The sequence below is a fragment of the Leucobacter iarius genome (genome assembly GCF_039530105.1).
GTDB classification, from domain to species: Bacteria; Actinomycetota; Actinomycetes; order Actinomycetales; family Microbacteriaceae; genus Leucobacter; species Leucobacter iarius.
Genome location: NZ_BAAAOB010000002.1, coordinates 481,155 through 503,540 on the forward strand (window position 1 = coordinate 481,155; position 22,386 = coordinate 503,540).

A 22,386-nucleotide genomic window follows, 5' to 3' on the forward strand; every position below is an offset into this window, starting at 1 on the left:
TGGGTCTCCATCTCTGCCGCGGGTCGCGCGGATCAGTAGTCGGTCGGAATGGGCTTGTATGCGCCCTTCGACGGCGGAATGTGGAACGTACGGATCGTCGCTTCGGCGGCGTTCCGGAAGGCGGTCATCGCTGCGATGCCGCCGTCTCCCGACGAGGGGAACGCCACCGATGCTACCGCGACGTACTGCGGGTCGTCGGCCGGGAAGATGCCCGCGAACGAGTGCACGTAGTCGGTGCGGTAGCGACCCGTCGCCGGGTCCACCTCCTCGGCGGTGCCCGTCTTGCCCGCGATCCGGTAGCCGGGGATCTCGAGGTACGGCTTGATCCAGCCCTCCTGCACGACCGATTCGAGCATGCCCATCATCGTGCTCGCCGTCTTCTCCGAGACCGCGCGCACGGGCTTGCCGTGATCCGGCTTCTTCACGTCGCCGTTCGCCGAGGTGCAGCTCTGCACGAGCGTGGGCGGGATCCGCACGCCGCCGTTCGCGAGCGCCTGGTAGACGCCCGCCGTCTGCACGATGGTCGACGAGAGGCCCTGGCCGAACATCGTGTTGTAGGCCGTCTGGCGGTCCCACTTGTCGGGCTGGTCCAGGCGCCCGGAATCCTCGAGCGGCATGCCGGCTTTGGTCGACTGCCCGATGCCGAACTTCTGCAGGTAGCTGTAGCGCACCGCCGGGCTCAACTGGTTGCCGAGCATCGAGATGCCCACGTTCGAGGAGTGCACCATGATCCCGTTCAGGGTCCACTGCTCGGGCGGGTGCACGAAGGAGTCGCCGAACTGCACGTTGGGCTCGGGTTCCCAGTGCGAGGGCGTGAGGTTCGGGGTGACCGGCGTCGCCTTGCCCTGGTCGATGAGGGCCGCGGCCGTGATGCTCTTGAACGTAGAGCCGGGCTCGTAGGGCGAGGTGAACGAGCGCGCCTCGCGGTTCGGCGAACCGTCGACGTTGTTGGGATCGACCGAGTTGTTCTCGGCCACCGCGACCAGCTCGCCGGTCTTGGCGTTCATGATGACGAGGTAGCCCGACTCTGCCCCGACGTCGGCGACCTGCTTGTTGATGATCTCCTGCGCCTGCCAGCTCAGGTCGCGGTCGAGGGTCAGCTTGACCGTTCCGCCGTTGACGGCCTGCTGGGTCACCACCACGCTGCCGGGCAGCGCGACGCCGTCGGCCCCGCGCTCGTAGACCTCCGAGCCGTCCTTACCGGTGAGGCAGGAGTTCTGCGAGATCTCGATCCCCGCCTGCGGCTTGCCGTCGGAGCCGGAGAAACCGACGATGTTGCCCGCAACGGCGCCGCTCGGGTAGACCCGCGAGTAGGCCGTGTCGAAGGTCAGCCACGGGATGCCGAGATCCTTCAGCTTCTTGAGCGCGACGAGATCGACCGAGCGCTTCACGTAGGCGAAGTCGGACTTCTTGTTCTTCGCGAGCGCGTCGTCGACGATCTTCTGGATCTCTTCCGGCTTCTGCCCGGTGATCGCGCCGATCTCGGCGAAGGCCTCCTTCGAGGTGACCTCCACCGTCGCCGCGCTGCCCGGCGAGACCGGACGGTAGAAGCGGCCGCCGTTCAGCACCGTGTTCTTCGGCGACAGCTGCACGTCGTAGCGCTCGTCCGTCGTCGCGAAGACATCGCCGTTGCGGTCGACGATGTCGCCGCGCACGCTCGGGATCGAGACCGGCACGGCCCGCTTGTCCTTCGCGTCGGCGTTCAGCTTCGGCGCCTGCACCACCTGCAGGTCGAAGAGCCGCACGGCGAACACCACCGCGACCACTCCCACGATCAGCAGCGCCAACGCGCGCCGCCTCACGCGGATCCGCCCGTTCCGCATGGACCCTCCTCGTTCGCCCGCGAGACGACTAGTGAGTATCCGGCGCGGGCAGCTTGCCCTTCCACGCTACCGGCGTGGTCGCGAAGTTCCCTGAGGCCGCTCCGGGCTGGGCGGCATTGCGCGAGACGAGCAGACCCTTCGCATCGACGACCGGCATCGACTCGAGCGTCGCGTTCGGCACCGTGTTCTTCAGCGGCTCGCTGGTGCGGGTCTCGAGCGAGCCGAGCACCGCGCCGCTGCTGAGCCGCAGGGTGGCCGGCTGCGAGTTCTGCACCATGCCGAGCGCCGTGGCGTTCTCGGCGAGGTTCTGCGGGGACGACAGCTTCTCGAGGTTCTGCTTGAGCACGCTCTGCACGCGGCCCAGATCGCGCTCCTCGACCTGCAGCGCGCGCACCTCGTAGGCCCCCTGGGAGACCAGGATGCTCAGGCCGAGCTGCGCCGCCATGATCGCGAGGATCACCCCGACCGCGGTGAGCGCGCCGGCCATGACGCGCGGCCTGCGCCGAGCGGCGGGACGGGGCGCCTCCGCGGGACGCAGGGGCCGGACCGGTGCCGGGCGCGCGGGGGCTGGCGCGGCGAAGCCGCTCAGCAGCTCGTCGCGGTCGAGAGGGACCGTCGAGTTCATCAGATCTCCCTGGCTCGTTCGGCAGCACGGAGGCGCACGGGGATGGCGCGCGGATTGCGCTCGCGTTCTTCGGTGTCGGCGAGTTCGGCGCCGCGGGTCAGCAGGCGGAACTCGGGACGGTGCTCGGGCAGTTCGACCGGCAGGCCGGCCGGCGCCGTGGATCGGCTGCGACGCACAAGCTCGCGTTTCACCAGGCGGTCCTCGAGGGACTGGTACGACATGATCACGGCGCGGCCGCCGACGGCGAGCAGGTCGAGCGCGGCGGGGATCGCCCGCTCGAGCACCGAGAGTTCGCCGTTCACCTCGATGCGCAGCGCCTGGAAGACGCGCTTCGCCGGGTGCCGCTGGTTGCGGACCGCCGCCGGAGTCGCTTCCTGCAGCACGTCGACGAGCTCCCCGCTGCGCATGATCGGGCCGTTCGCGCGGGCCGCGACGATCGCCCGGGCGTAGCGCGCGGCGAGCGGTTCCTCGCCGTAGCGCTCGAAGATCGCTCGCAGGCGCCCCTCCGACGCGGTCGCGAGGATCTCGAACGCGGTCACCCCGCGTTCCTGATCCATGCGCATGTCGAGCGGTGCGTCCTGCGCGTAGGCGAAGCCGCGATCGGCATCGTCGAGCTGCAGCGACGAGACGCCCAGATCGAACAGCACGCCGTCGATCCGGTCGAAGCCGGCGCCGCGCACCGCCTCCGCGATCTCGTCGTAGACCGCGTGGACCAGGATCGCGCGGTCGCCGAAGCGCTCCAGTCGGCGCCCTGCGAGCGCGAGCGCCTCGGTGTCGCGGTCGAGCCCGATCAGCGTCAGCTCGGGGTGCGCCTCGAGCATCGCCTCGCTGTGACCGCCCATGCCGAGCGTGGCGTCGACGACCACGGCGCCCGGGCGCTCGATGGCCGGCGCCAGCAGTTCGAGGCAGCGATCGAGCAGCACCGGGGTGTGCAGCGCGCCGGGATCCCGGGGATCTGCGGACGCGTCGCGTGCGGTGTCGTTCATGGCGGTGGCCTCACGTGTGGCTTCGGTGTGGTCGGACGGGTCGTGGTTCGCGCGGAAGTCTGCTGCGTTCATGGTGCTCGGGCCGGTCCGGGACCCCCGGTTCTCCGTCAGCCCACCTGTCGCCGGGGAAGTGCGACAGGGCGGTAGACGAAGAGCCGCGGGCACCGGGTCAGAACATGCCCGGGATCACCTCCTCCTCGATCTGCGAGAAGGCGGACTCCTGCTCGGCCAGGTATCGCTGCCAGGCCTCGGCGTCCCAGATCTCGGCGCGGCTGCCCGCTCCGATCACGGCGAGGTCGCGGTCGAGACCGGCGTACTCGCGCAGCGCCTGCGGGATCGTCACGCGGTTCTGCTTGTCGGGCGTTTCCGCGTGCGCTCCCGAGAGGAAGACGCGCAGGTAGTCGCGGCCCTGCTTCGAGGTGATCGGCGCCTGACGGATCCGATCGTGCATGTCGGCGAACTCCTGCTCGCTGAACACGTAGAGGCAGTGCTCCTGACCACGGGTGATCACCAGACCGTCCGCGAGCTCCGTGCGGAACTTCGCGGGCAGGATGAGGCGGCCCTTGTCGTCCAGTTTCGGTGTGAAAGTACCGAGGAACATGGGGGTCACCTCCTCCCTGCGGGGTCCGGGTGCTCCCACAGTACTCCACTTTCCTCCACTTCCCTCAGTTTTATTCCCGAGTTCCCCAGGTTTCTGTGCGAAGTTCGGCGAGATCGTTGGGATCATGGCGGTCCTGAGCCGAGGAGGTCGCGCCGCCGCCCGCACGGTTCCGGCCCGAGCTCCGTCGACCCGGGGCGCGCTCCCGTCGCGAGCGTGTTCCCCAGATCCGCGGAAACACGCGGATTCTCCGTCGCTTCGGTTCCGCCTCAAGTTCGCCGCGAAGTCGGAGTGGAGCGAAGTGGAGCGGATGGAGGAGTGCAGGGTGGAGCGCGGTGGAGTGGCTCGCGGCGGGGCGCCCGTCCGTCCGTCCGTCGAAGGAGATCCGCGTTCAGAAGGACGATTCCGGCTCAGCGTTCCTTCCGAACCCGGATGTCCTTCCGAACGCGAACCCCGCCCGGACGCGGGGTCGGTCGAGCCGGCCCTCCTCGGCCTCGGAGATCTGCACCGATTCGGATCCACCAGACGGAACCGATCCGAAATCTCGCAGATCTCCGCGGGGTGGACTGTGCGTCAGCGGCGACACGACTCCGGAGCCGAGTCGGCGCCCATCGAAGGAGATCCGCGTTCAGAAGGACGATTCCGGCGCAGCGTTCCTTCCGAACCCGGATGTCCGTCCGAACGCGAACCCCGCCCGGGCGCAGCAAAAGACCGCGGTCACCTGACCGCGGTCTTCTCTATCCGCTTCGGCCTACGCCGTGGGCCGACGCTGCGCGTCGCGAGCTAGCGCTCGCCCTCCATGCGCTCGTCCCAGCGGCGCTCGAGGCGCTCATTCATGTTCGATCGGCGCCCGCCGGAGTGAGCGCGACCACCGGCCGCGACCGGCTCGTGCACCTCGCCCGGCTCGGCCGGGGTGCGTCGGGTCAGAGCGAGAACCGCGCCGCCCAGCATCACGACGAAGCCGACGAGGCCCAGCCACAGCTGCGATCCTGCGACGGCGCCGATGAGCACGCCGACCCCGACGAGCACGACGATGATGCCGAGCACCAACGACCGCAGGTCGACCCGACGACGCTCACCCGTGGAAGCCGACATCACGTCGGCTTCGCTCTGGTACAGCCGCCGCTCCATCTCGTCGAGCAGCCGCTGCTCATGCTCGGACAGTGCCACGTCCGCCTCCTCGATCGATCCGGAATTCTTCCCTCGATTCTACGCCGCACGCGGACGGCTAGGCTAGCTGCGTGCACGAAACCATCCGACTTGCAGGCCTCGTACAGGAGCGGATCGGCGATGTGCTCGCCGATCACCGTCAGCAGCTCGAGGCCCTCGGCCCCGACGCGATCCCGCTGCTCGACGAAGCCGCCGATTACCTGGCCGGCGGCAAGCGTCTGCGCGCCCAGTTCTGCGTGCTCGGTGCCCGATCCGTCGGTCGTGTCGACTTCGACGACGCCGACGAATCCGAGACGGACGGCGTCGCCCCGGGCGCGGCGAGCCCTGCACTCGGCCCCGATGCCGACCGTATCCTGGACGCCGCCTGTGCGTTGGAGCTGTTCCACGCCGCCGCGCTGATCCACGACGACGTCATCGACCGGTCCGATACGCGCCGCGGTCGCCCGTCGGCGCACCGCCACTTCGCGGGCCTGCACGAGGACGCCGATTACCGCGGCGACGCGGACCATTTCGGTCTCGCCGGCGCGATCCTGCTCGGCGATCTGCTGCAGTCCTGGTCCGACGAGCTGATGCAGCGCGCCTGCGACGCGACCGGGGATCGCGCCGCGGCGCGGGCAGCGCGCGAGCACTTCAACCGCATGCGCAGCGAGGTCGCCGTCGGCCAGTACCTCGACGTGCTCGAGGAGCAGCGTCCCGCCGCCGCGCCCGAAGCCGAGCAGCTCGAGCGCTCCACGCGCGTGCTCGTCTACAAGTCGGCGAAGTACAGCGTCGAGGCTCCCCTGCTGATCGGCGCCGCGCTGTTCGGTGCCGACGAGGAGCAGGAGCAGTCGCTCGCCGAGTTCGGGCTGCCCGTCGGGGTCGCCTTCCAGCTGCGCGACGACGTGCTCGGCGTGTTCGGCGACGCGGAGGTCACCGGCAAGCCTGCGGGCGACGATCTCGCCGAGGGCAAGCGCACCGTGCTCGTGACGCTCGCGCGCGAGGCCCTGCCGAACACTCAGCGCCGGGTGTTCGACGATATGTTCGGCGATCCCGAGCTGGACGACGAGCAGGTGGAGATGCTGCAGCGGACCATCCGCGACAGCGGCGCGCTCGACCGGGTCGAGGAGATGATCACGCGCAACCTGGACCGGGCGACGCAGTCGCTCGCCGCCGCGCCGATCAATGCCGAAGCCAAGGCGCGTCTCGGGTCCCTCGCCGACCGTTCGGGTCGACGCGCCTTCTGAGCGGCCGGCTCCGGCTCTCCCGACCCCGGCCCGTCAGCGTCCCGTCAGAACGCCAGCGACTGCGTGGCGCGGCGAACCGCGCTCTTGCGTCCGTTCTGCAGCTCCTCGATGGGGATCCCGCCGACCTCCGCGTTCTCGGTGAACAGCCACTCGATCGACTGCTCCTCCGAGTAGCCGGCGTCGCGCAGCACCAGCAGAGTGCCGCGCAGCGAGCTCAGCGGCTCGTCGCCCTGCAGGAACGCTGCGGGAACACGGAGCACACCGCCGATGCGCACGGCTGCGAGGTGCTGATCCTCGATGAGTCGCCGAACCTTGCTCGGAGCGAGTCCGAGTCGCTCGGTCAGCTCGGGGACGGTGAGGGTCTGGATACCAGTGAGGAAATTCTCGGCCACGCCTCAACTCTGCCACGAAGCCGCGAGCGGTTCCAGCCGGGCGATTCGGATCGGGTGATTCCCGCCGGGCGATGCCGCTCAGCGGCGGACGCGCCCGGAGCACCGGGCGGGAGAGCCGTCGCGGATCCCGATCCGCGGCGCGGTTCCGGGCAACGCCGGTGAGGATCCAGACTGGGGAACCCTCGGGTCCGTAGAATTTGCGGGTGACCTCTGCCCCCTCCGATCCGCTCGTGGGACGAACCCTCGACGAGCGCTACGTGATCCGCTCGCGCATCGCGCGCGGCGGTATGGCGATGGTCTATGTCGCGAACGACCTGCGGCTCGAGCGCCGCGTCGCCGTGAAGGTGATGCACGCGCACCTCGCCGACGACGAGAACTTCACCCGTCGCTTCGAGCAGGAGGCGCGCAGCGCGGCCCGACTCGCGCACCCCAACGTGGTCAACGTGTTCGACCAGGGCAACGATGCCGGGCATCCCTATCTGGTCATGGAGTATCTGCCGGGCATCACGCTCCGCGAGCTGCTCAAGCAGCAGCAGCGCCTGACCTCCGAGCAGACCCTCGAGATCGGCGAGGCGGTGCTCGCCGGGCTCGCCGCCGCGCACCGCGCCGGCATCGTCCATCGCGACCTCAAGCCCGAGAACGTGCTGCTCGCCGACGACGGCCGGATCAAGATCGGCGATTTCGGGCTGGCGCGCGCCGTCAGCGCGAACACCACGACGGGCCAGGCCCTGCTCGGCACGATCGCGTACCTCTCCCCCGAACTCGTCACCCGCGGCGTCGCCGACGCCCGCAGCGATCTCTACGCGTTCGGGATCATGCTCTTCGAGATGCTCACCGGAACGCATCCGTTCACGGGCGAGCAGCCGGTGCAGATCGCATACCAGCACGCCCACGGCGAGGTTCCCGTCCCGTCGACGATCTCGTCCGAGTCGAGCCCCGAGTTCGACGCGCTCGTGCGTTGGCTGACGCAGCGGGACCCCGCGAACCGCCCCGCCGACGCCTCGGAGGCGCTCGCCGAGCTGCAACGGATCCGTTCGGGCTCCCCGCTCCACGCGACCCGGGTGCTCCCGAGCGACCTCGGGCTCGATGCGACCTCGGTGCTGCCGTCGACCACGGTGCTCGATCCCGTGGCCGAGGCCCCCACCGACGGCGCTCCGGAGCCCGCTCCCGAGATCCCCGAACCGGCGGATGCCGGCGCGGTCGGCCTCGCCGCCGCGACGGCCCGCCGCCGCAAGCGCCGCGGCGGGATCATCGCCCTCCTCGTGACGCTCGCCGTCGCCGCCTCGGCCGGTGCCGGCTGGTGGTTCGGGCAGGGCCCCGGTTCCCAGGTCACGGTCCCGGACGTCGCCGGGCTCCCCTTCGCCGAGGCGAAGGCCGAGCTCAGCGGTCTCACGCTCACCGCGACGCGCACCGAGTGCTCGAGCGTCGAGATCCCCAAGGGGAAAGCGGTCAGCACCAAGCCCGGAGCCGGTTCCCGGGTCGATCGCAAGACCGCGGTCGAGCTCTGCGAGTCCACCGGTCCGCGCATCCTGCCCGTGCCGACGCTCGTCGGTCTCCCGCAGGATCAGGCCGAGGCCGCGATCGCGAAGGCCGGGTTCACCTTCGGCAAGGTCACGGGTCGCCAGTTCAGCTCGGACGCGAAGAACGGCACGGTAATCGCGGCCCTCGGTTCCGACGGCAAGGGTCTCGGCGAGCAGTACCCCGAGCAGGCGAAGGTCGACCTCGTCGTCTCGGTCGGCACGGTCCCCGATGTGACCGGCAGCACCGTCGACGCCGCGACCTCGGCGCTGGCCGACAAGGAGCTGACGGTCGACTCCGGCAAGAACGTCGAGGAGTTCAGCGACGACATCGCCAAGGGCAAGGTCATCGGTGTGATCTACTCGACCGACCCGGTGCGGCCCGGCGACTCCGTCGGCCTCACCGTCTCCAAGGGCCCCGAGCTGTTCGCGGTGCCCGATGTCTCGGGCCAGAAGATGCGCAAGGGCGTGCAGACGCTCAAGGACGCCGGCTTCGATCCGCAGACGGCGGTGCCCGAGCTGCTCTGGAACGCGGTCAAGGTCGAGAGCACTGAGCCCGCCGCCGGCGAGATGGTGCCGAAGGGCACCAAGATCACGCTCAACTTCGAGCTCTGACGTCGCTCCGCGAAACGTGAACGGCCCGGATCCCCTGCGGGATCCGGGCCGTTCACGTCACCGGCGCGGTGCGCCTCAGTGCGCGATCTGCTTGAGCTCCTCCGCCACGAGGAAGGCGAGCTCGAGCGACTGCATGTGGTTCAGTCGGGGATCGCAGAGCGACTCGTAGCGGGTCGCCAGCGTCTCCTCGTCGATGTTCTCGGATCCGCCGAGGCACTCGGTCACGTCGTCGCCCGTGAGCTCGACGTGGATGCCGCCGGGGACCGTGCCGGCGGCGCGGTGCGCCTCGAAGAAGCCGCGGAGCTCGTCCATGACGTCGTCGAAGCGGCGGGTCTTGTACCCGGTCGCCGTGGTGATCCCGTTGCCGTGCATCGGATCGGTGACCCACAGCGGCTGAGCGCCCGCGGCCTTGACGCCCTCGAGCAGCGGCGGGAGCGCCTCACGGATCTTGCCCGCGCCCATGCGCGTGATGAACGTGAGGCGGCCGGGCTCGCGCTCGGGATCGAGCTTGTCGATGAGGCGCATGGCGTCGTCCACCGAAGCGGTCGGGCCGAGCTTGACCCCGATCGGGTTGCGCACGTGCGACAGGAACTCGACGTGCGCGCCGTCGAGCTCGCGGGTGCGCTCGCCGATCCAGAGCATGTGCCCCGAGGTGTCGTAGAGCTCGCCGGTGCGCGAGTCGATGCGGGTCAGAGGACGCTCGTAGTCGAGCAGCAGCGCCTCGTGGCTCACGTAGAACTCGGTCTGGGTCAGCGCGGCGCTCTCTACGCCGCACGCCTCCATGAACTTGAGCGCCCGGTCGATCTCGGCCGCCAGCGACTCGTAGCGGCGGTTGGCCGGGTTCGACACGAAGCCCTGGTTCCAGGCGTGCACCTGACGGAGGTCGGCGAAGCCGCCCTGCGTGAAGGCGCGGATCAGGTTCAGCGTTGAAGCCGAGACGTGGTAGCCCTGCACCAGCCGCGACGGGTCCGCCGCGCGCGACTCGGGGGTGAAGTCGTAGCCGTTCACGAGATCGCCGCGGAACGCCGGGAGCGTCACTCCGTCGCGGGTCTCGGTGTCGCTCGAGCGGGGCTTGGCGAACTGGCCGGCCATACGGCCCAGCTTGATCACCGGCATGGACGCGCCGTAGGTCAGCACGACCGCCATCTGCAGCAGCGTCTTGACGCGGTCGCGGATCTTGTCGGCGGTCGCGGCCTCGAAGGTCTCGGCGCAATCGCCGCCCTGCAGCAGGAAGGCCTCACCGCGTGCGGCCGCAGCGAGCCGCTGCTTCAGCTGGTCCGCCTCGCCGGCGAAGACGAGCGGGGGCTGGGAGGCGAGATTCGCCGAAGCCGCTTCGACGGCTGCCGCGTCGGGCCAGGTCGGCTGCTGCTTCGCCTCGCGAGTGCGATACGTGTCGAGCTCCGCCAACACGTCCCGCTTCACTGCCGTCTCAGTCTGACCGCCCATTGGTCTCCGCCGTTTCTCGAAATCTGCGGGACGAACCCGCATGCCGCGGCCGTTCGCCGCAACTTTTCCAGGGTACTCGACGGGCGGGATCACGAGCGAACCCGGCGGAGGTCGCCGAGGCCGCTGCTGCGATCGCTCAGGGGCGTTTGGCCGCCCGAACGCTCGACGCGTAGACGTCGACGTACTCCTGACCGCTGAGCTTCTGGATCTCGAGCATGATCTCGTCCGTCACACTGCGCAACACGAAACGATCCGCGCTCATTCCCGCGAAGCGGCTGAAGTCGAGCGGCTTGCCGATGACGGTGCCGATGCGGCGGATCCGCGGGAGCTTCGCCCCGATCGGCATGGCTTTCTCGGTGTCGACCATGATCGCAGGGACCACGACCGCGCCGGACTCGAGCACGAGGCGGGCGACGCCCGTGCGTCCGCGGTAGAGCCGCGCGTCCGGGCTGCGAGTGCCCTCGGGGTAGATGCCGAGCACGTCGCCGCGATCGAGCACGCCGAGCCCGGTGTTCAGCGACGCCTCGGAGGCCTTGCCGCCCGAGCGGTCGATCGGCAGCTGCCCGACGGACAGCATGAAGCCGCGCACGAACCAGCCCTTGAGGCCGGTCCCGGTGAAGTAGTCGCTCTTCGCGAGGAAGTAGACCCGCCGATCGACCATGATCGGCATGATGAACGAATCGATGACCGACAGATGGTTGCCGACGATGATGACCGGACCCGACGAGGGGATGTTCTCGGCGCCCTCGACCCAGGGTCGGTAGATCGTCTTCAGCAGCGGTCCGATGACCAGGTGCTTGAGAATCCAGTAGAACACGGCGGAGACGTCCCTTCGACTCGAAACAGGATACTGGAGCCGGGCGTCGCATGGTCGCATGCAATAGGGTGGCAGGCAGAAACCGGCGGCGAAGAAGCCGCCCAGAGACCTCGCCCTGGTGCCGAAGGAGCTGCCGTGAATCAGACCGAGACGCCGATCGTCATCCCGCACGTCCCCGAGGACAACGTGACCGACCTGCTCGAGCAGCGGGTGGCCGCCACGCCCGATCGACCGCTCTTCGCGGTCCCCGAGGGGTCGGGCTGGCGCGACATCACCGCCGCGCAGTTCCGCGACGAGGTGATCCGGGTCGCGAAGGGGTTCGTGGCCGGGGGCGTGCAGCCCGGCGACCGCATCGGCTTCATGTGCAAGACCAGCTACGAGTGGACGCTGGTCGACTTCGCCCTCTTCTATACGGGCGCGATCATGGTGCCGGTCTACGAGACCTCCTCCCCGCTGCAGATGCACTGGATCCTCGAGGACTCCGGCGCGCGCGGCATCATCACCGAGACGCGGGATCACGCGGAGCGGCTCGAGGAGGTCCGAGGCGACCTCTCCAACCTGGACCTGACCTGGCGCCTCGACGAGGGCGCGCTCGACGCGCTCCGTGCCGCGGGCGACGAGATCCCCGACGAGGAGATCGAGCGCCGCCGCTCGATCGCGGTCGGTTCCGACCCGGCGACCCTCATCTACACCTCGGGATCCACCGGGCGCCCCAAGGGCTGCGTGCTCACCCACGCCAACTTCGTCGACCTCTCGCGCAACGCCGGCGCCGCGCTCTCGCAGGTCGTGCAGGAGGAGGGCGCCTCGACGCTGCTCTTCATCACCCTCGCGCACGTCTTCGCCCGGTTCATCTCGACCCTCGCCGTGCACGCGGGTGTGCGCGTCGGCCACCAGGCCGACACCTCCCAGCTGCTGCCGGCGCTGAACACGTTCAAGCCCTCGTTCCTGCTCGCCGTGCCGCGCGTGTTCGAGAAGGTCTACAACTCGTCCGAGCAGAAGGCCGAGGGCGAGGGCAAGGGCAAGATCTTCCGCGCCGCCGCGCGCGTCGCGGTCGCCTACTCCGAAGCGCAGGAGACGGGTCGCGTCCCGCTGATGCTCGAGCTCCGCTTCCGCCTCTTCGACAAGCTCGTCTACTCGAAGCTTCGCGCAGCGCTCGGCGGCCGCGTGCGCTACGCCGTCTCGGGCTCCGCACCCCTCAGCCGATACCTCGGCCATTTCTACCACTCGCTCGGCATCAAGATCCTCGAGGGCTACGGCCTCACCGAGACGACGGCGCCCGCCACCGTCAACCTGCCCGAGAAGTTCAAGATCGGCACCGTCGGCCCGGCGCTGCCCGGCCACACGATCCGCATCGCCGAGGACGGCGAGATCGAGATCAAGGGCATCGACATCTTCAAGGAGTACTGGAACAACCCCGCGGCCACGGCCGCGGCGTTCACCGAGGACGGCTTCTTCAAGACGGGCGACCTCGGCTCCATCGACGACGACGGATACCTGGCGATCACCGGTCGCAAGAAGGAGATCATCGTCACCGCCGGCGGCAAGAACGTCGCCCCCGCGGTGCTCGAGGATCCGATCCGCTCCAACCCCGTCGTCGGCCAGGTCGTCGTCGTGGGCGAGCAGAAGCCGTTCATCGCCGCGCTCGTCACGCTCGACGGCGAGATGCTCGGCACCTGGCTGAAGAACAACGGGGAGAACCCGAGCCTCAGCCTCGAGGAGGCCGCGGTGAACCCGAAGGTCCTCGCCGAGGTCCAGCGCGCCATCGACCACGGCAACGAGTTCGTCTCGCGCGCCGAGTCGATCCGCAAGTTCGTGATCCTGCCCGTCGAGTTCACCGAAGCGAACGGGCACCTGACGCCGAAGCTCAGTATCAAGCGCGACAACATTCTGCGCGACTACGCCTCCGAGATCGCGGCGCTCTACGGCGACAACCCGCAGACCGCGGCGATCTCGACCCCGCGCTGACCGCGCACGCGTCTCCCGGGCACCGCCCGCAACGCCGAGGGCCCCGATCCTGATGGATCGGGGCCCTCGGCGTTCACCGCGCGGCCGCAGCCGACGCGGGATCGATCAGAACCAGTCCGAGGTGCGGATCTGCCGCATCGCCTCGCCGCGGTTCTCGCGATCCAGCCGGTTCAGGTAGAGCTTGCCGTCGAGGTGGTCGCACTCGTGCTGCAGCGCCTGCGCCATGAGCCCCTCGCCCGAGATCACGACCTCCGCGCCGTCGAGATCGATACCGCGGACGGTGGCCCGGGGGTAGCGCATCACCGGGAACCAGAGCTCCGGCACCGACAGGCACCCCTCGCCGGTGGGGGTCGGCTCCCCCGCGAGCTCGACGATCTCGGGGTTGAGCACGTAGCTGATCTCGCCGTCGATGTGCAGGCTGAACGCGCGCAGCGTGTGACCGATCTGCGTCGACGCGAGCCCCGCGCGACCGTCGAACGCGACCGTGTCGCACAGGTCGGCGACCAGGGCGCGCACACCCTCGTCGATCTCGGTGATGGGCTCGCAGACGGTGCGCAGCACCGGGTCGCCGAACTTTCGAATCTCACGTACAGCCATGGGAATCGAGTCTACCGGCGCCGCGGAATCGCCCTGCGGGATCCCCGCGAACCGCACTGGGAGATGTTCCGTTCAGGCTTCTTCCCCTAAGCTTGATGCCGTGCATGTTCTGAGTGTGAGTTCCCTCAAGGGCGGCGTCGGCAAGACGACCGTCACCCTCGGCCTGGCCTCGGCGGCGTTCTCCCGCGGGCTCCGGACCCTCGTGGTCGACCTCGACCCGCAGTCCGACGTCTCCACCGGCATGGACGTCAACCCCGAGGGGCACGGCAACATCGCCGACGTGCTCGAGAACCCGAAAGAGAAGACGGTCCGCTCGGCGATCGCCGCGAGCGGCTGGAACCAGCACCACGAGGGCGCCATCGACCTGCTCATCGGCAGCCCCTCGGCCATCAACTTCGACGGACCCCACCCGTCGGTGCGCGACATCTGGAAGCTCGAGGAGGCGCTCGCCAGCGTCGAGGCCGACTACGACCTCGTCCTCATCGACTGCGCGCCCTCGCTGAACGCGCTCACGCGCACCGCGTGGGCCGCGAGCGACCGCGTGCTCGTCGTCACCGAGCCCGGCCTCTTCGCCGTCGCCGCCGCCGACCGTGCGCTCCGCGCCATCGAGGAGATCCGCCGCGGCATCAGCCCGCGACTGCAGCCCCTCGGCATCGTGATCAACCGCACCCGCCCGCAGTCGATGGAGCACCAGTTCCGCACCCGCGAGCTGCGCGAGATGTTCGGCCCCCTCGTGCTCAGCCCGCAGCTCCCCGAGCGCACCTCCCTGCAGCAGGCCCAGGGCGCGGCGAAGCCCGTGCACATGTGGCCGGGCGAAGCCGCGCAAGAAATGGCCGGCTACTTCGACCAGATCCTCGACCGGGTGCTCCGCTCCGCCAAGCTCGAAGGCGCAGCGAGCGCTCCCCTGGCCCGCCAGGCGACGCAGGCCACGGCGGTCGTCGAGAACGAGGGCGACGACTCGGACGTCGTCTCGGATCCCGCGGCGAACTGACGCCCCTGCGCGGTCGCCCGATTGGGCCCGCGCGACGATCCATCCGCGATCGGCGCTTCGCGCTGATCGCTCCCGCCAAACCCGCCGGTCGCACGGCTCCCAATCGGGCAACCGTGCAGGAGCGACTCGGCTATCGAGTTCCGAGCACGACGCCGACGAGCGGCGGCGCTGAGGGCGCTGGGCGCGCTTAGGAGATCTTGCGGGCGCGGCGGCGCACCGCGAGCTCATCGACGGCCGACTCGGCCTCGGCGCGGTGCTCGTCCATGTCGACCAGAGTGACCTCGACCTCGCGGAGCACCTTGCCGACGGCGATGCCGAACACGCCCTGCCCGCGGCTGACGAGGTCGATCACCTCGTCGTTGGAAGTGCAGAGATAGACGCTCGCGCCATCGCTCATGAGAGTGGTCTGCGCCAGGTCGTGCACGCCGGCCTCGTGCAGCTGCTCGACCGCGGTGCGGATCTGCTGCAGCGAGATGCCCGTGTCGAGCAGGCGCTTGACGAGCTTGAGCACGAGGATGTCGCGGAAGCCGTAGAGACGCTGCGACCCGGAGCCCTTGGCACCGCGGACGGTGGGCTCGACGAGCCCCGTGCGGGCCCAGTAGTCGAGCTGACGGTAGGTGATGCCGGCCGCGCGAGCGGCGATCGCACCCTTGTACCCGCCATCGGCGTCGGGCTTCGGAAGTCCGTCGGCGAACAGCATATTGAGTTCCGCGGAGTCGCCCGGCGCCTGGCTGAGTTGCTCCATATGCTGGTCCCCTGTCGTCTGCTCCGGCCTATCCGGACCTTTCAAAGGTATCGAGCACTCGACCCCGGTGCAACGACCTTCGGGGGGCGAGTCGCGCGCGTCGTCGACGGATCCGCGGAAACACGCGGAGCGCCCGTCGAACGGGCCCGAAGAAGTCGACTCAGCGGCCGGTGAGGCGGCGCTTCAGCACGCCGCTCCGCACGGTTTCGAGCTCGGCAGCGATGGCCAGCGCGTCCTCCGTGGAGTGCGGGGTTCCGCCGCGCACGCCCCGGCTCGAGACCGCGTGCTCGATGAGCTCGGCCTCGCGCTCCGCCGCGACGCGCACGGCGCGCAGATGACGGGGCGTGATCCCCTGCTCCGCGAGGCGCAAGAGCGCGGTGACCTCAGCGACCGCGTCGTGCGGGAACACCTCGGCGGCGGGCAGCAGGCCGGCGGCGATCGCTTCGCCGAGGAACCGGGAGCTCGCGCCCGTGAGCTGCTGCAGCTCCTCGCGGCCGAGCAGCCGTCGCGGCATGAGGATGCTCGAGGCGCTCCGCGGGGCGGCACCGGGGATGACCGGGTCGCGGCCCTGATCGACCTCGTCGAGCACCTCGGCGATGACCTTCAGCGGCAGGTAGTGGTCGCGCTGCAGGGTCAGGATCAGGCGCAGCCGCTCGACGTGGGCCTGCGAGAACTTGCGGTACCCCGAGCGTGTGCGCTCCGGGGTCACGAGCCCCTGCTCCTCCAGGAATCGCAGCTTCGAGGGAGTGAGGTCCCCGAACTCGCCCTGCAGGTGCGACAGCACCTGCCCGATGCTCAACCGTGCGCCGGCACCGGCCGGATTCGATGCGGCGGGAACCGCTGCGGCCGACGCCGCCATGTCAGGCGAGGTCCGCGAGATCGAAGCGCGAGGCGAAGAAGGTGAACTTGAACTTGCCCACCTGCACCTCGGAGCCGTCCTCGAGGGCGACTTCGCCGTCGATGCGCTGGCCGTCCCAGAAGGTACCGTTGAGCGACCCGAGGTCGCGCGCGAAGAAGCGGGTGCCCTCGCGCCGGAACTCGGCGTGCTTGCGGGAGACCGTGACGTCGTCGAGGAAGATGTCGACCTCGGGGTGACGACCGGCGACGGTGACCTTCTGGTCGAGCAGGAATCGGGCGCCCAGGTCGGGACCGCGGCGCACCACCAGCAGCGCTGCACCTGAGGGGAGCGCCTGCACGGCCTCCTGCTCGTCGACCGTGAGGTCGGTCGCGCGCGAACGGATCATCGCATTGAGATCCTCGCGGAACTGCTGCGTGGAGCGGGCCTCGGTGTCATCCGGGCGATGCTGGAGATTCTCGGCGTTCATGTCGTCTCTCACCTCCGGTACCGCGACGTGCGGTGCGTGCTTCTGGGGTCGTCCTTCTACGCTATCGCAGCGCTCGGCCCGGCGCATCCCGTGACGGGGTGCCGCACGCAGATGCTCAGCGGACCCATAGCTCAGCGCACCTCGTTGGCCTCGAGGAACTCGTAGACCTCGTGCGCGTCGACCCCGGGGAAGGTACCGGTCGGCAGCGCCGCCAGCAGGCTCGTCGGCGTCGCGGCCTCCGGCCAGGCTGCGCTCTCCCATTTGCGGGTCAGGCCGTCGCTCGCCCGCCGGCAGCAGCGCTCATCGGGGCAGTCGGAGGTGCTGCGGTGCGAGGTCTCGCGTCCGCGGAACCACTTCACCGAGTCGAAGGGCACGCCCACGCTGACCGAGTACTCCCCCTCTTTCGCCTTCTCGACGCGCGAGGTGCACCAGTAGGTGCCGCCCGCAGCCATGTCGGTGTACTGATACCAGGGGTTGAAGCGGTCGGGCTGCGCGAACACGGTGCGCGCGGTCCAGTTGCGGCAGACGGTCGCCCCCTCGAGATTGCCCAGGGCGTCCGAGGGGAAGCGCACCCCGTCGTTCTCGTAGGCCTTGATCAGCGTGCCGGACTCGTGCGCCTTCATGAAGTGCACCTCGAGGTCCAGCCGCTCGGTCGCGAGGTTCGTGAAGCGGTGCGCCGCCATCTCGTAGGAGACCGCGAACGCGTCGCGCAGATCCTCCATCGAGATCTGCCGCTCGCGCTTCGCCGCGCTCAGCAGTTCCACCGTCGCGTCCTCCGGCAGCAGCACCGCACCCGCGAGGTAGTTGGCCTCGACGCGCTGACGGAGGAAGTCGCCGTAGTTGCGCGGCTCCTCGTGCCGGCACACGAGGCTGGCGAGCGCCCGCAGGATCGGAGCCCGGGCGTCCCGCGAGGGCAGGTTCGCGCCGAGGTAGATCCGGCCGTTGCGACGGTCGATCACCGAGCGGGTGGAGTGCGGCAGATCGGTCACGTAGTGCAGGCTGAAGCCGAGCTTCTCGGCGACCTGCGCGATGGTGCGCTGCGACACGGGGCCGCCGCTGTAGCCGACCGCCCCGAGCAGGCGCTGGGCCTCGGCCTCGAGCTCCGCGAAGTAGTTGCCCCGGACCCGCATCTCGGCGCGGAGCTCGGTGTTCGCCCGGCGGGCCTCCTCGGGCGTCGCCGCGCGTTCGCGGTGCAGCCGTTCGACCTCCTGGTGGAGCCCGAGGATCGCCTTCAGCGTGTCGTCGGACGTCGCCTTCGACACGCGGATCGCCGGAATACCGAGCGAGCGGAACACCGAGCCGCGCTGCGCCCGCTCGACCGAGATCTCGAGCGCCGCCCGCTCGCTGGGCGCCTCGTCGGCGAGCAGCTCGTCGACGGTGCAGTCGAGCGCTGCGGCGAGCGCGCGCAGGATCGGCAGCCGGGGCTCGCGCTTGCCGTTCTCGATGGCCGAGAGCTGGGAGGGCGCCCGGTCGATCGCGGTCGCGAGCTGCTCGAGGGTGAGTCCGAGCTGCGCCCGCCGCTCGCGGATGCGGCGGCCGAGGGTGAGCGCGTCGGCGGTGTCGTCCTCGGCGGGTTCGGCGGCCGGGGTGCGCGGGGCTGCGGTGAGCGTCATACGCCCATGGTGCCAGATCCGGAAAATTCCGCCAAGCAGAAATTCCCCGGAACTTCACCCGGCGAATCGCCGGTCCGGGCCCGTCACCGCCGTTCAAGATGGAATCACCGCCGAACATCCGGGATCCTCCGATCCCGCGCATCGCTCGGCACCGGTTCTCCACCTCGATCATCGGCTCCCTCGGAAGGAACAGATCATGACCACCACGCAGGCGGCCCCGCAGCAGCAGACCGCCACCCCCGCGACCATCGGCCCGCGCATCGAGGTCTTCGGCCCCGCCATCCCCCGCTCCGCGGAGATCCTCACCCCCGAGGCGCTCGAGTTCCTGACCGAGCTGCACCGGCGCTTCGCCGGGATCCGCCACGAGCGTCTCGCAGACCGGCAGCGCCGCCGGTACGAGATCGGCAACGGCCGCGACCCGAAGTTCCGCGCCGACACCCGGCACATCCGCGAGGACGCGGAGTGGCGGGTCGCTGGCCCCGGCCCGGGCCTCGAGGATCGCCGCGTGGAGATCACCGGCCCCACCGACCCGAAGATGACCGTCAACGCGCTCAACTCGGGCGCCAAGGTGTGGCTCGCCGATCAGGAGGACGCGACGAGTCCCACCTGGCACAACGTCATCGGCGGCCAGCTGTCGCTGTTCGACGCGATCCGTGATCAGCTGCAGTACACGAGCCCCGAGGGCAAGGAGTACCGCGTCACCGCCGAGCAGACCCCCACGATCGTGATGCGCCCCCGCGGCTGGCACCTCGTCGAGAAGCACATCCGCTACGTCGACGCGCACGGCCAGTCCGGTGCGGCCTCGGGCAGCCTGGTCGACTTCGGCCTCTACGCGTTCCACAACGCGCGCGAGCTCGTCGCCCGCGGACGCGGGCCCTACTTCTACATCGCGAAGCTCGAGTCGAGCGAAGAGGCGAAGCTCTGGGACGACATCTTCACCTACACGGAGCAGGCCCTCGGCCTCGAGCACGGCACGATCCGCGCCACGGTGCTGATCGAGACCCTGCCCGCCGCGTTCGAGATGGAGGAGATCCTCTACGTGATGCGGGACCACATCGCCGGCCTGAACGCCGGTCGCTGGGACTACATCTTCTCGATCATCAAGAACTACCGCGGCCGCGGCGCCCGCTTCGTGCTCCCCGACCGCAGCGAGGTCACCATGACGGTGCCGTTCATGCGGGCCTACACCGAGCTGCTGGTCAAGACCGCGCACAAGCGCGGAGCGCACGCCATCGGCGGTATGAGCGCGTTCATCCCGAACCGTCGCGACCCCGAGATCACCCGTCGTGCCGAGGAGAAGGTCCGCGCCGATAAGAACCGCGAGGCGAACGACGGCTTCGACGGCACCTGGGTGGCGCACCCCGACCTGATCCCGGTCGCTCGCGCCGAGTTCGACGCCGTGCTGGGCGACCGCCCCAACCAGGTCGACCGCCAGCGCGACGACGTCGAGGTCACCGCGGCCCAGCTGCTCGATGTGCACATCGGCCGCGACGTCACCGAGGCCGGCGTGCGCGAGAACATCTCGATCGGCATCCGCTACATCGAGGCGTGGCTGCGCGGCATCGGCGCCGCGGCGATCGACAACCTGATGGAGGACGCCGCGACCGCCGAGATCAGCCGCTCGCAGATCTGGCAGTGGATCCACCAGGATCAGTCGACCGCCGAGGGCACCCGCATCACCCGGGAGTGGGTGCAGGAGCTCGTGCGCGAGACCGTCGCCGGCTTCGACCGCTTCCCGGGCGACCGCTACGACGACGCGACGGAGCTGTTCGAGGACGTGTCGCTCGGCGACAACTTCCCGACGTTCCTCACGGTGCCCGCCTACAGCCGGTACCTGGTCGACCTCTAGGCCGACGCACGACGAAGGGCCCGGTCCTCCTCGAGGAGGACCGGGCCCTTCGCGCTACCGCCGCCGGATCGGATCAGGCGACGCTCCCGGCTCAGGAACGAGCGTTCAGGCGACGGGTCGCGACGACGGTCGCGCCACCGGCGATGAGCAGCAGCGCCAGCGCGCCGGCGGCCGGAACGAAGCCGGACGCCGAACCCGTGACCGCGAGCTCAGCGGGTGCCTGGGTCTTCACCTGCGCGGCTGCCGCCTTCGACACGACCGCACCGTTCGGGCCGGTGCCCGATGCCGTCGCAGTGTTGGTGATCGCCTTGCCCGTGAGATCCGCAGCCACGACGGTGTAGTCGGCGGTGCAGGTCACCTTCGCCTGGGGCGCGAGAGACTCGGCCGCTGCCGGGCAGACGATGTCTCCGAGCTCGCCCTTGCCCGAGAAGTCGCCCTCGGCCACCGCGACGTCGGTGACGGTCACGTTCCCGGTGTTCGTCACGAGGAACGAGTAGACGATCTTCTGGCCGGCGCGGGTCGCGACGTCCGTGTCGGCGGACTTCACCAGGGTGAGCTCCGGCTTCGGGGCGACGGTCGGCAGCTGGGCCGAGGCGTCGGCGTCGACGCGGGTGCCGGCGGGGCTGACGCCGGACGCCTTGGCCTCGTTCTTCAGCGCGGTGCCGTCGAGATCATCGAGCCCGGCGGTGTAGACGGCCGTGCAGACGATCTGCTCGTCGACGGCGAGGTCGGTGACGCCGCCGCAGTCGATGGGGCCCATCGTGCCCGTGCCGCCGATCGGACCGGGATCGGTCACCGCCACATCGTGCAGGTCGACGTCGCCGTCGTTGCGCACGGTGAAGGTGTAGGTGGCCTCGCGCTGGTCGGCGGTCAGCGTCTCGGGAGCGACGGTCTTGGTCAGCGACAGCGAGGGGACGAGCGCGCGGACCGCGGCGCTCGGCGTGCCGCCGAGACCGTCCATGCTGGTGATCACGTTCGTGAAGTCGCCGCCCTTGTCGAGGACGACGTCGACCGAGATCGTGCAGCTCTCGGCGCCGCTCGCGAGCGAACCGTTCTCGACCGAGAGCGCGGAGGAACCTGCGGCCGCGGTGACGTCGCCGGCGGCGCAGGTCGAGGCGATGTTCGGCGTCGATGCCACCTTCATGCCCGCGGGCATCGCATCGGAGAAGCCCCAGCCGGTCTTCTCGGAGAGCTCGCTCGTGTTCACCACGGTCAGCTGCATCGTGACCGACTGCCCGACCTCGACCGCGTCCTGCGAGAAGGACTTGTGCAGCGTGGGGGTCGCGTCCATCAGCACGAGGTTGTCGTAGGCGAAGTCGTTGCCGCCGCCCGAGGTCTGGAGGTTGCGCACGACGTACTCGCCGGCACCCGTCTCGGGTGCCTTGAAACCGGCGCTCCGGAAGGAGCCGTACTTGATCTCGTGCCCGTTCACGGTGGTCGTCTGGCCGGTGCTGCAGGCCACGGCGGGTGCGCCGTCGATCATGACCTCGCCGCTCGGCAGCACGAGCCCGAAGGAGATCGTCGAGTCGGCCGCCGCGAAGCAGTTCACCTCGGCGATGTCGATGCCCGCCACGTAGAAGCGGCCCTTGGTGAGCTGGATCCCGCTGTGGTCGGAACGAGCGAGCAGGGTCTGCCCCGCGGGCCCGTTCGAATCGGTGTAGGCCGCGACGATGTGGTTCTTCGTATCGCCGCCGCCGAGGACCCCTGCGAGATCCATGAGGCGGGCGCGCGACTCGGGCGTCGCGCACGGGGCTCCCGATCCGCTCCAGTCGCCGCCGCCCTGGAGCACCAGGCCGTTGCACGCGGCCGCGCTGAGCCAGAACGGATCAGCGGTGTAGGAAGCCCCCTGGCTCCCGGTGTACGCCGGCAGGCCGATGATCTCCGAGCCGGTACCGTTCTCGAAGCCCTCCTGGAAGAGCACGGTCGGATCTGCGGGCGCCGGAGCGGGAGCCGCGACCGCGGCCGAGGGCGCGATCACCCCCATTCCCAGCAGTACGGCGGTGCCGCCCACCAGTGCGGCGAGCCGCCGCGCGGGCCTGGATTTCGTTGAAGCCACGGTTTTCCCTTCCTGAACCGGTCGAATCAGCGG

At 69.9% G+C, this 22,386-nt stretch carries 19 protein-coding genes; 5 read left to right on the top strand and 14 right to left on the bottom strand.

Translation table 11 applies throughout. The features are described from left to right. Window positions 1-32 precede the first annotated feature (32 nt). The 5 genes from ABD169_RS11525 to ABD169_RS11545 form a co-directional block, all read right to left on the bottom strand. Window positions 33-1,823, bottom strand: coding sequence for a peptidoglycan D,D-transpeptidase FtsI family protein (locus tag ABD169_RS11525; protein ID WP_344032344.1), 1,791 nt, complete (start codon window positions 1,821-1,823; stop codon window positions 33-35). A gap of 28 nt (window positions 1,824-1,851) precedes the next feature. Further along, complete coding sequence (gene ftsL / locus ABD169_RS11530; protein WP_046455367.1) at window positions 1,852-2,448, bottom strand: cell division protein FtsL; 597 nt, start codon at window positions 2,446-2,448, stop codon at window positions 1,852-1,854. After that, window positions 2,448-3,434, bottom strand: coding sequence for a 16S rRNA (cytosine(1402)-N(4))-methyltransferase RsmH (gene rsmH, locus ABD169_RS11535; protein WP_046455393.1), 987 nt, complete (start codon window positions 3,432-3,434; stop codon window positions 2,448-2,450). The genes ftsL and rsmH overlap by 1 nt, the downstream gene beginning before the upstream one ends. A 169-nt stretch (window positions 3,435-3,603) precedes the next feature. Further along, on the bottom strand, window positions 3,604-4,035 hold the full coding sequence (gene mraZ / locus ABD169_RS11540; RefSeq protein WP_046455368.1) for a division/cell wall cluster transcriptional repressor MraZ: 432 nt from the start codon (window positions 4,033-4,035) through the stop codon (window positions 3,604-3,606). Between the two features lie 780 nt (window positions 4,036-4,815). Then, a complete protein-coding gene (locus ABD169_RS11545; protein WP_046455369.1) occupies window positions 4,816-5,202 on the bottom strand; it encodes a DUF3040 domain-containing protein in 387 nt (128 codons plus the stop codon). Window positions 5,203-5,273: 71 nt separating this feature from the next. Between ABD169_RS11545 and ABD169_RS11550 the strand changes: the two genes are divergently transcribed. Continuing rightward, window positions 5,274-6,425 (top strand): polyprenyl synthetase family protein, encoded by a 1,152-nt coding sequence (locus tag ABD169_RS11550; protein ID WP_344032349.1) that lies wholly within the window; start codon window positions 5,274-5,276, stop codon window positions 6,423-6,425. A gap of 44 nt (window positions 6,426-6,469) precedes the next feature. Here ABD169_RS11550 and ABD169_RS11555 read toward each other — a convergent pair whose 3' ends face one another. Continuing rightward, window positions 6,470-6,817, bottom strand: coding sequence for an Rv2175c family DNA-binding protein (locus ABD169_RS11555; RefSeq protein ID WP_344032351.1), 348 nt, complete (start codon window positions 6,815-6,817; stop codon window positions 6,470-6,472). A gap of 203 nt (window positions 6,818-7,020) precedes the next feature. Here ABD169_RS11555 and pknB point away from each other — a divergent pair, with 203 nt between their 5' ends. Then, the gene (pknB, locus tag ABD169_RS11560; protein ID WP_344032352.1) at window positions 7,021-8,949 is read left to right on the top strand and encodes a Stk1 family PASTA domain-containing Ser/Thr kinase; all 1,929 of its coding nucleotides are present in this window, start codon (window positions 7,021-7,023) and stop codon (window positions 8,947-8,949) included. A gap of 75 nt (window positions 8,950-9,024) precedes the next feature. On the opposite strand, the gene ABD169_RS11565 is transcribed toward pknB, so the two are convergent. Continuing rightward, window positions 9,025-10,395: a class II 3-deoxy-7-phosphoheptulonate synthase gene (locus ABD169_RS11565; protein WP_046455373.1), complete on the bottom strand. Its 1,371-nt coding sequence runs from the start codon at window positions 10,393-10,395 to the stop codon at window positions 9,025-9,027. A 136-nt stretch (window positions 10,396-10,531) separates the two neighbouring features. Then, complete coding sequence (locus ABD169_RS11570) at window positions 10,532-11,212, bottom strand: lysophospholipid acyltransferase family protein (RefSeq protein ID WP_344032354.1); 681 nt, start codon at window positions 11,210-11,212, stop codon at window positions 10,532-10,534. Between the two features lie 135 nt (window positions 11,213-11,347). On the opposite strand from ABD169_RS11570, the gene ABD169_RS11575 reads away from it, so the two are divergent. Further along, entirely contained in the window at window positions 11,348-13,177 is a 1,830-nt protein-coding gene (locus ABD169_RS11575; RefSeq protein WP_344032356.1) for an AMP-dependent synthetase/ligase, read from the top strand. Window positions 13,178-13,282: 105 nt separating this feature from the next. Here the strand turns inward: ABD169_RS11575 and def are convergent, their stop codons facing one another. Continuing rightward, window positions 13,283-13,774: a peptide deformylase gene (def, locus tag ABD169_RS11580; protein WP_344032358.1), complete on the bottom strand. Its 492-nt coding sequence runs from the start codon at window positions 13,772-13,774 to the stop codon at window positions 13,283-13,285. Between the two features lie 100 nt (window positions 13,775-13,874). On the opposite strand from def, the gene ABD169_RS11585 reads away from it, so the two are divergent. Further along, complete coding sequence (locus ABD169_RS11585; RefSeq protein ID WP_046455376.1) at window positions 13,875-14,765, top strand: ParA family protein; 891 nt, start codon at window positions 13,875-13,877, stop codon at window positions 14,763-14,765. 187 nt (window positions 14,766-14,952) lie between these two features. Here ABD169_RS11585 and ABD169_RS11590 read toward each other — a convergent pair whose 3' ends face one another. The 4 genes from ABD169_RS11590 to ABD169_RS11605 form a co-directional block, all read right to left on the bottom strand. After that, entirely contained in the window at window positions 14,953-15,510 is a 558-nt protein-coding gene (locus ABD169_RS11590) for a MerR family transcriptional regulator (RefSeq protein ID WP_046455377.1), read from the bottom strand. Between the two features lie 160 nt (window positions 15,511-15,670). Beyond that, window positions 15,671-16,369 carry a transcriptional regulator FtsR gene (gene ftsR / locus ABD169_RS11595; RefSeq protein WP_046455378.1) on the bottom strand — a complete coding sequence of 233 codons (699 nt, stop codon included), beginning with the start codon at window positions 16,367-16,369 and terminating at the stop codon, window positions 15,671-15,673. 1 nt (window position 16,370) lies between these two features. Further along, a complete protein-coding gene (locus tag ABD169_RS11600; RefSeq protein ID WP_046455379.1) occupies window positions 16,371-16,835 on the bottom strand; it encodes an FHA domain-containing protein in 465 nt (154 codons plus the stop codon). A 131-nt stretch (window positions 16,836-16,966) separates the two neighbouring features. After that, the gene (locus ABD169_RS11605; RefSeq protein WP_344032362.1) at window positions 16,967-18,448 is read right to left on the bottom strand and encodes a helix-turn-helix domain-containing protein; all 1,482 of its coding nucleotides are present in this window, start codon (window positions 18,446-18,448) and stop codon (window positions 16,967-16,969) included. A 196-nt stretch (window positions 18,449-18,644) separates the two neighbouring features. Between ABD169_RS11605 and aceB the strand changes: the two genes are divergently transcribed. Beyond that, the gene (gene aceB / locus ABD169_RS11610) at window positions 18,645-20,297 is read left to right on the top strand and encodes a malate synthase A (RefSeq protein ID WP_156174982.1); all 1,653 of its coding nucleotides are present in this window, start codon (window positions 18,645-18,647) and stop codon (window positions 20,295-20,297) included. 91 nt (window positions 20,298-20,388) lie between these two features. Here aceB and ABD169_RS11615 read toward each other — a convergent pair whose 3' ends face one another. Further along, on the bottom strand, window positions 20,389-22,353 hold the full coding sequence (locus tag ABD169_RS11615; protein ID WP_344032364.1) for a DUF7507 domain-containing protein: 1,965 nt from the start codon (window positions 22,351-22,353) through the stop codon (window positions 20,389-20,391). Window positions 22,354-22,386 lie beyond the last annotated feature (33 nt).